At 45.7% G+C, this 7,947-nt stretch carries 10 protein-coding genes; 7 read left to right on the top strand and 3 right to left on the bottom strand.

The genetic code is table 11. The features are described from left to right. Window positions 1-270: 270 nt before the first annotated feature. From HYR79_09245 to HYR79_09255, 3 genes are all read left to right on the top strand, one after another. Window positions 271-477: an antitoxin family protein gene (locus tag HYR79_09245; GenBank protein ID MBI1821879.1), complete on the top strand. Its 207-nt coding sequence runs from the start codon at window positions 271-273 to the stop codon at window positions 475-477. Window positions 478-791: 314 nt separating this feature from the next. Further along, window positions 792-1,364: a type IV toxin-antitoxin system AbiEi family antitoxin domain-containing protein gene (locus tag HYR79_09250; protein MBI1821880.1), complete on the top strand. Its 573-nt coding sequence runs from the start codon at window positions 792-794 to the stop codon at window positions 1,362-1,364. Continuing rightward, the gene (locus tag HYR79_09255; protein MBI1821881.1) at window positions 1,361-2,275 is read left to right on the top strand and encodes a nucleotidyl transferase AbiEii/AbiGii toxin family protein; all 915 of its coding nucleotides are present in this window, start codon (window positions 1,361-1,363) and stop codon (window positions 2,273-2,275) included. Before HYR79_09250 ends, HYR79_09255 begins: the two co-directional genes overlap by 4 nt. A gap of 101 nt (window positions 2,276-2,376) precedes the next feature. On the opposite strand, the gene HYR79_09260 is transcribed toward HYR79_09255, so the two are convergent. Then, window positions 2,377-4,737, bottom strand: a complete 2,361-nt coding sequence (locus tag HYR79_09260; protein ID MBI1821882.1) for a DEAD/DEAH box helicase family protein — start codon at window positions 4,735-4,737, stop codon at window positions 2,377-2,379. Between the two features lie 393 nt (window positions 4,738-5,130). On the opposite strand from HYR79_09260, the gene HYR79_09265 reads away from it, so the two are divergent. Together HYR79_09265 and HYR79_09270 are read left to right on the top strand one after the other, a co-directional pair. Then, on the top strand, window positions 5,131-5,403 hold the full coding sequence (locus HYR79_09265) for a DUF433 domain-containing protein (GenBank protein MBI1821883.1): 273 nt from the start codon (window positions 5,131-5,133) through the stop codon (window positions 5,401-5,403). Window positions 5,404-5,459: 56 nt separating this feature from the next. Then, complete coding sequence (locus tag HYR79_09270) at window positions 5,460-5,825, top strand: DUF5615 family PIN-like protein (GenBank protein MBI1821884.1); 366 nt, start codon at window positions 5,460-5,462, stop codon at window positions 5,823-5,825. 211 nt (window positions 5,826-6,036) lie between these two features. Here the strand turns inward: HYR79_09270 and HYR79_09275 are convergent, their stop codons facing one another. Together HYR79_09275 and HYR79_09280 are read right to left on the bottom strand one after the other, a co-directional pair. After that, a complete protein-coding gene (locus HYR79_09275) occupies window positions 6,037-6,576 on the bottom strand; it encodes a plasmid pRiA4b ORF-3 family protein (GenBank protein MBI1821885.1) in 540 nt (179 codons plus the stop codon). Then, window positions 6,573-6,944, bottom strand: coding sequence for a hypothetical protein (locus HYR79_09280; protein MBI1821886.1), 372 nt, complete (start codon window positions 6,942-6,944; stop codon window positions 6,573-6,575). Before HYR79_09280 ends, HYR79_09275 begins: the two co-directional genes overlap by 4 nt. A 252-nt stretch (window positions 6,945-7,196) precedes the next feature. Between HYR79_09280 and HYR79_09285 the strand changes: the two genes are divergently transcribed. Together HYR79_09285 and HYR79_09290 are read left to right on the top strand one after the other, a co-directional pair. Further along, window positions 7,197-7,478 carry a BrnT family toxin gene (locus tag HYR79_09285; protein ID MBI1821887.1) on the top strand — a complete coding sequence of 94 codons (282 nt, stop codon included), beginning with the start codon at window positions 7,197-7,199 and terminating at the stop codon, window positions 7,476-7,478. Next, entirely contained in the window at window positions 7,456-7,734 is a 279-nt protein-coding gene (locus HYR79_09290; protein ID MBI1821888.1) for a BrnA antitoxin family protein, read from the top strand. Before HYR79_09285 ends, HYR79_09290 begins: the two co-directional genes overlap by 23 nt. Window positions 7,735-7,947: the final 213 nt, after the last annotated feature.

Raw genomic sequence — 7,947 nt, forward strand, 5'->3', positions numbered from 1 at the left:
ATAAATCACGATGGCTCCTTAAACAGTGTGGAATTAAGAAGCTTTTTACCACAAAAACCCTTGAAAATAAAGGGAAATATGAGTTTTCTGATCAATATTTTCATCTGATTCCAGTATGCTGACTTTTTACGAGACCATCAGGAGTAGACTAGATAAGACTTCCTTTGCCCAATGAATTTAAACAGCCTTGACCTGTATCTTACTTTTCGTTACTCTTAAAACAAGATATAAAAAGGCACCTAACTGTTTCTCTGGCCTGTAGGAGTATTGATGGCAAAATCTATTGAAGCTGTTTTTGAAGACGGGGTATTAAAATCATTAAGCCCCCTGAATTTCAAAAAATATGAGAAGGTAAAAATCTTTATTGAAAGGGCTGAAAGCGTCGCCCGGTCTACCAACGGATTAATCAAAGGGCTAGACGATAAAATAATTAATGAACTTGCACAGTCTCCCGAATTTCTTCCTGAAGAGGCTTAAACCTCTTTATCTCCGATATTCCAGATGGAACATCCGTTTTTATTGAGCCTGTTTTTTGTCCAACTAATTTCTCTCACCGTTGGTGAGAGTTTTTTATTGCCGGTATAAGCTTAAAAAAATTGTTTCAATTTCCAAATATTTTGCGCCGAAAATCTTCTTTGGAAAACAACTTGTTGATTATTGCCTTTAAATTCAATATCCCCCCGGATTACAGACCACTTTTGTTCCAGCTATCATAATCGAATGAGTCATGAAAACGGGGGAACGGGGAAGTGAAATAGATAATGTGTGAAGCTGTTGACATTTATTTATAAATGAGTACAATTTCACACATGCAACGATCTCAAGTCAAAGAAGCTCTGGGAATCCACAGTCAAATCCTCACACGGCTTGTCCGCGAGGGAGCCGTCGAGCGTATCGCCCGGGGACAATACCGCCTCCCTGATCAACCGGTCACCGAGCATCACACGCTTGCCATCGTTGCCCGCGCTGTACCGGATGGTGTTGTCTGCCTGATTTCCGCGCTGAGCTTTCATGGCATCGGAACTGAACTTCCACCTTACGTTTGGGTTGCCATTGATCGACGGGCGAGACAACCGAGCCTTCGCTATCCGCCGCTGCGTATCGTGAGATTCAGCGGAAAAGCGCTGATCTCAGGCATTGAGGTACACCGCATCGAGGAACAACCGGTGAGAGTGTACAATATTGCCAAAACTCTTGCGGACCTCTTCAAATACCGCAACAAGGTCGGCCTGAACGTTGCCCTGGAAGCCTTGCGCGAAGCCTGGAAAGAGCGCCGCTTCACCATGGACGACCTGGATCACTACGCACGGATTTGCCGTGTGCAACGTGTCATGTCACCCTATCTGGAGGCATTGGTCGCATGAGCGCCGCAACTCGTGGTCTGGCTCAGTCGGTGCACACACAGCTCGTCCGGCATGCCCAATCCCTGCGTGTGGACGTAAACCTCCTGCTGACTCGTTTTGCGACCGAACGTTTTCTTTACCGGCTGTCCCGCTCACCACACGCCGAGCGTTTTGTTCTAAAGGGCGCGCTCCTGATGCTCGTTTGGTTCGGTGAGACGATCCGCCCTACACGCGACGCCGATCTGCTCGGTTTCGGAGACTTTTCGGATGAAGCGCTGACCAATATCTTTCAGGATATATGTGCCGTTGAAGTCGAGCCTGACGCCATGATCTACCTGAAAGATTCTATTCGGGTCTCAGCCATCCGTCCGGAAGACGCCTACGGCGGCAGGCGGGTGACATTGGGAGCCCAGCTCGGGTCAGCCCGTCTTCGCGTGCAGGTAGATGTGGGGATTGGGGATGCTGTACTGCCGCCGCCCGAGTGGCTGGACTATCCGAGTTTGCTCGAACTGCCGCGCCCCCGGTTGCGGGCTTACCGGCCAGAAACAGTCATCGCTGAGAAGTTCCACGCCATGGTTGTTCTTGGCGCAAAGAACAGCCGCATGCGAGATTTTTTTGATGTGTACATATTGGCGACGTTGCAATCATTCGATGGTGAGCCGCTTGCGGGCGCACTGCGGGCGACCTTCGAGCGAAGGCGTACCGCTATCCCTTGCGGGCTACCGCTCGCTCTAACCCCGGAGTTTGTTGCCATGCCGGAAAAACAGGCACAGTGGCGGGCATTTTTAAAGAAGAATGGTCTGGCCTCAGCACCGGATGACCTTGGGCAAGTCATCAGGCAACTCGCCCCATTCCTCGAACCTGTAATCAAAGCCGCACAAACAGCTGTCCCTTTTGTCAGAGTTTGGAAACCCGGCGGCACCTGGAGATAGCAGTAAAAACTTTACTCCAGGGAGCCTTGGCGGTTCAACTGTTCATGAATAGTGAACATCAGTCAATAATGAACATGGTGTGATAACTTTTATTATGCAACTCAAGCTTCCTCTTCCTCGAATCCAAGTACTTTGTAGGTTTTTAAACGCTTGCCGTACATCTTTTTCAGAACAGGCACGTTGTTATCCAAATAGTCATATACTTTTACATTTCGCTTGCTATTAAATGGCCGCATCAACCGGCCTGTGTATTGAATAAGTTTGCCTTTAAAAGCAATTGGAAAGATGAGAAACATCGTATCTAATTGCGGACAATCAAATCCTTCCCCTAAATACTGGCCCGTGGCGATGATTAAAAGCTCCTCATTTGGGGAAACAGACCGGATGGCATCAAAAATCTTTTCACGAGCCTTTTTACGAAGTCCACCATTCAAAACAAAAGGCTTTTTCCCATGAGCCGTTAGATGCTCCTCAAGAACCTTGCAATGATCCTTCCATTGGCTCAACACCAGACAGCGACGCCCTTCTTCGAGGGCAACCAGAATCTCCCGGACAATGATCCTGTTTCTTTCAGAATTATTAACCATAGCCCGGAAGATATCCTGAATCGGGGATGTTTCCTCTCCTTCAAATTTAAAATCGGTTTCACGGATCAGAAGCTCAAGATTCAGATTATCCGAAGCGCCCGATTGACGGGATATCGTTTGCCGGATCGGTCCGCACTGCATCATGATGATGTCCTGAAGACCGTCCCGGCGATACGGCGTCGCGGTTAATCCCAATAAATATCGTACTGACGCCTGTTTTATAGAGGACTCGAACGAAAATGCCGGGAGATGGTGGCACTCGTCAACTATGATCAATCCATAATTGGAAAAGAACGCCTCTACATTTTCCATTTTCTTAAGACTCTGGATCATCGCCAGATCCACAACTCCTGTCTGTTTGCTCTTGCCACCTCCTATCTGACCCACTTCATTTGAAGAAAGCCCAAGAAGATTCATTAGTTGAATCTTCCACTGGTCCATTAATGGTTTACGATGAACCAGTATAAGGGTGGGAAAACTCCTTGCGACCGCAATGGCACATCCCATAACTGTTTTGCCTGATCCGGGAGGCGCTACAAGCACTCCTTGATCATGAGCCAGTACCGCCTTAACCGCTTCATCCTGGACAGGGCTTAATGTTCCTTGAAATGCTATTTTGATCTTCTCATGTTTTGGCCGAAAATCATGGATTTCAACCTCTCCCCCCGCAGCATTTATTGTCGCGATTATTTTTTCCGTAAGGCCGCGGGGAAAATGTATATGTTTGCTGTCCTGGTCGTAACATTTGATAAAGCGCGGGGTACGGAAAGTTGATAATCGGAATTTCTGCCGTTCATAAAAGATTGGATTATGGAGGGAGGCAAAATGTTTTATCTCTGAAAGGAGTGAGGAGGGAATCCCTGCCGTTTCAACACTTAAAACAGCACTCAACGCACAGGAAATTCTTTGGGTTCCTGACTGGCTAAAAAGAGTGGTCTTTTTTTGTAATTCTTTCGAATTTGGCCCTGCCGTTACGGGTAGGGTCTTTTCCAATAATCCATCCAGTTGTTCAGGAGAAAGGCGTTTAAGCTGGCTTAAAAACACCCATTGGTCTGTCCAAGGTTGCTGCGATGCGGGATCCAGAAATTCTGTATTGCCCAGAGGACGGCATTTCTTTTGGAGGGGTAAGGCAATTAAATTTCCAAATCCACCTTTTGGCATATAATCCTGATTGGGAAAGAATCGGTCATAGCTCGCCAGGTCAAGCCCTCTTCGTTTAGCCATGGTCTCCCGCAAGAACGAAGCTCCCAATCGCCTCGCTGACATTGCAGAAACAGGTTTGGAGAAGAGTATCCAGACATGACCGCCGTTTCCAGACCGGGACCTTTCAAGATAGGCGGGCACGCCGTATTCTTCCGAGGTTGCGCAATAACTTAATGCATCCGTGGTCCATTCATTCCCGTCAAAGTCGCAGGCTAAAAACCAGCAGGTGTCATCTTTTAAGATCGGATAGACCCCAATTGTCTGTTCTCCCAGAAGATGATCCTTGATCACATCGTCTGTCAGGGGAAGGTATTCTTTTTCTTTATCCTTGGGGTTATTCCACCCCCCTTTCACGGCTGGAGAATATCCCTTTTTCCCTGTTTTCTCGCTTTTCCATAAAACCGGATAGACATCCTCTCTCCCCCGAAACAGGATTCTAAAAAGTGCGATCTTCTCGGACACAGGAGATTTAGAGTCTATAGACGGGAGTTGTTCCGGACTGAAAAGCAAGACCGTTTTCAGAGGTTGAGAAATATCGGGCTTATCCTTCGGGACAGGTAAGTTTAGTAATTTACGAAGGGACTCATTCTCTTGGCGGAGGCGGGAACACTCCTCCTGTAAGACGGCAAGTTGGCGTTGAATTTCCTGAATGGCATCAGGTTCCATATTCATTTTTCCGAAATTTTACGGAACAACAATCTTTTACTTATTTTATCGATTGCAAAGAAGCAACCATGCAGTGACAATCATATAAGAAATAAGCAGAAAATTGGAAGAGAAGAGTTCGGAATTCACTCTCAATAATCCGAAGGTCATAGGTTCAAATCCTATCCCCGCAATCAATCGAGAAAGCAACGGATGTATTTTGGCTGGACAATGTTGGACCCAAGACCAGCGATAGACTTCGCACCCACTTATTAATCATGTCATTGCGAGCACCGAAGGGTGCGTGGCAATCTTATCGTAAAGTCTTGAGATTGCTTCACTTTGTTCGCAATGACAGCTTTCTAACTCTGTTCTTTTTCAAATATGATATTGTTAACAACGAATGGAGAGTATTGCAATATGCCTAAAATTTCTCACCCTCACATCACAATAGATCAAAACATTTGCGGAGGAAGTCCGGTTATCGCAAATACCCGGTTTCCAGTTCGATCTGTTGTCATTTATATTCTACGATATGGATTTTCCCCGGAAGAACTGGTTAATCGATTTCCTCATCTTTCATTGGGTCAGATTCATGATGCCCTCGCCTACTATTATGATAACCGTGAAGAAGTCGAAAAAGATATCGCCGAAAACTCAGAAGATCATGTCAGACAGAAATTTCAAATCTAGCCGACCGAAATCCGATTTCTACTGACTCCTCGTTTTATCAACCCTAAAAATAAATAATGGACCTGCGATTTTATCTTGATGAAGATGTCGATCCGTTATTAGCACAGGTTCTAAGGGATCGGAATGTGGATTGTATTTCCACCTATGAAGTTAAAAACCAGGGTCTCTCAGACCAAGATCAACTTGTTTTTGCTCTTCGGAACAAACGGACCATAATCTCTTTCAACGTAAAAGATTTTGTATTCCTGGCCAAGCAGTTTGCCCGGGAAGGAAAATCCCATAACGGCATTATTGTTTCTGATCACCTTCCCTTTCGGGGATTGCTCCGTCGAATTCTCTCGTTAATGTCTAAGATTGACCAAGACAATCTGACAAATAAATTCATTTGGCTTCAGGATTATAAAAAATCGGAGATTCCGTAATAAAGGAAAAGACTTAGTCTCCCTGAAAAAGGAGGAAAAAAGTGAAAGTCAAAAAGGTTAAAATTGGCATTAAAGATTTAAAAACAGGTCTTCAGGAATTTGTCCAAACAGCTAAAACAATTCAGCAAGGGAAAAAGGTCAAAAAAGATGAAGGGGTCTATTTTACCAGCTTCGAAGCGTTTAGAAAGGTTTTGACTCTCGACCTGCAAGTTCATTTTCCGTCCTCCTCGTCCCCATCCACATATTGCGGCGGACTCTCGCCGACACGCTTGATGACCTTCGGATACCTCCCGCGGGGGAGGGCTTGCTCAATGGCGACCACGTTGATCTGGTGCCACCAGTCGTCCCCGAAGTCGAACCAGTAGCCAAAGGGGTCATCGACCTTCAACTGAAGCGAACCGACTGTTACGCGCGTCACGTCCCCGGTCGGCCCGTCGTCGGAAAAGAAATTGTCCATCCCCATGGACAGGCCATACCTCCGGGCCTTCGGGTCCATCGGTTCCTTGCCGCCAATCTGAAACTCGTACAAATGCTCATCCTCGCGGTCGAAGGCCCCGAAAATGGCCTGATGGAGATCCTCCAGGGTCTGGTCGCCGTGGATTTGAATCGTCCGGGAAATCACCCTGTTCTTCCTGACAAATTTACCCGTCATGGGTCCGCTGAGGAGAAAGACCTCAAAGGTATATAGCCTCCCCTCTTTTCCACGGCCTACGGCATTCCCTGGAGGCGTTTTACCCGGTCGCCGCTTCATTTTAACAACATCTCCTTGATTCGCTCCACGATCAATACCTCTTCTGCGCCTTCTACCGGGGACTCCTCAACCGCGCCGGCTGTGCGGAGGAACTCAAACTCTTCGTCGGTGCAAACATGCCCGAGAGGACCCACCCGGCGGAAGTTTTCGAAATACTCCCGAATCTCATGCGGTTCAAAAATACGTTTGATTTCGGCGATAAAGTGCAGTAGCTCCGCGGCAAATTCAGGATCTTTCCAGGAGTTCCGAACGAAGTTGACCAGCTTTTCACCAATAAGATAACCAAGGGCCTTCATGGTTCCGAAATTCTCCTGGATCCCCTCTGCGGCTTCGCACTGCTCGATCCAGATTTTGTAAAACTCAACCATTCCCGCTCCTCTGTTTCGGGTGAAGTATGCCTTTTTCACAAAGTGGTTTCAAGAATAAAAATAACATAAAATCTTCCGGCTTCCTCCTGGCATAAAGGGTGATTTTTTTTCGTTTTTTTTAAATTGTTCATTTATTTGCACTGTGCAGAATTAGTGAGCAAATGAAAAAAATGAACATAAATATGATAACAACAATGATGTTACTTGCTAAAATAGTATGGCTTTATACATATCAATATGGTAACATTGGCTATGGAATTTGAATGGGACGCCCTAAAAGAATTAATTAACATCCGTAAACATGGGATTCCATTTTCAGATTCAGTAGAATCTTTTTTCGATCCCAAAGGAATTCAGTTGATGGATCGGAAGCATTCGGGAAGTGAAAAACGATTCTATTGGGTTGGGCAGACAGCCAAAGGTCGTGTGTTGACGACCTGGTTTACACGAAGAGGTGACATCATACGCATTATTGGATGCGCTGAATGGAGAAAATTTAGGAGGCTTTACGATGAAACAACCAAAACTAAGTGATTTAATTTTAGATAAAAAGGGAACAAAGGAAATCCGCGCAAAAATGGCGAAGACTAAGAAGATCAAAATCACCATTAATATCGATCAGGAGAGTCTTGACGCATTACGTAAGATTTCCGGCAAGACTGGAGCGCCTTATCAAAAACTACTTAATCAGTTTTTAAAAGAAGGTCTCAAGACGCGTGTGAAATCTGAGTCGAGGCTGGATCGGATTGAAAGAGAGGTGAAACAAATAAAGAAAAAAATAGCCGCATGAATGAAAATCCGATTGTGATAAAATTGTGATAAATTTTATCGAAATCGATAGAATTTATAGAAATGGACGGACTAATACTACAGCGGATTTTTGTATAGACAAACGAAATGGCATCATGTAATATAGAAATCATCAGGGCGCGCGAAAGAGAGCCTGTTTGCTTTGCCGGGAAGAAACACACCTTTTGGCAACTGGGGATTCGTGCGCCTATAG

It is taken from the genome of Nitrospirota bacterium (assembly GCA_016178585.1).
Taxonomy (GTDB): domain Bacteria; phylum Nitrospirota; class Nitrospiria; order JACQBW01; family JACQBW01; genus JACOTA01.

Coding starts and splice junctions, on each gene's coding strand:
- HYR79_09245 (MBI1821879.1), top strand. CDS start 271: ATGGCAAAATCTATTGAAGCTGTTTTTGAAGACGGGGTATTAAAATCA.
- HYR79_09250 (MBI1821880.1), top strand. CDS start 792: ATGAGTACAATTTCACACATGCAACGATCTCAAGTCAAAGAAGCTCTG.
- HYR79_09255 (MBI1821881.1), top strand. CDS start 1,361: ATGAGCGCCGCAACTCGTGGTCTGGCTCAGTCGGTGCACACACAGCTC.
- HYR79_09260 (MBI1821882.1), bottom strand. CDS start 4,737: ATGAATATGGAACCTGATGCCATTCAGGAAATTCAACGCCAACTTGCC.
- HYR79_09265 (MBI1821883.1), top strand. CDS start 5,131: ATGCCTAAAATTTCTCACCCTCACATCACAATAGATCAAAACATTTGC.
- HYR79_09270 (MBI1821884.1), top strand. CDS start 5,460: ATGGACCTGCGATTTTATCTTGATGAAGATGTCGATCCGTTATTAGCA.
- HYR79_09275 (MBI1821885.1), bottom strand. CDS start 6,576: ATGAAGCGGCGACCGGGTAAAACGCCTCCAGGGAATGCCGTAGGCCGT.
- HYR79_09280 (MBI1821886.1), bottom strand. CDS start 6,944: ATGGTTGAGTTTTACAAAATCTGGATCGAGCAGTGCGAAGCCGCAGAG.
- HYR79_09285 (MBI1821887.1), top strand. CDS start 7,197: ATGGAATTTGAATGGGACGCCCTAAAAGAATTAATTAACATCCGTAAA.
- HYR79_09290 (MBI1821888.1), top strand. CDS start 7,456: ATGAAACAACCAAAACTAAGTGATTTAATTTTAGATAAAAAGGGAACA.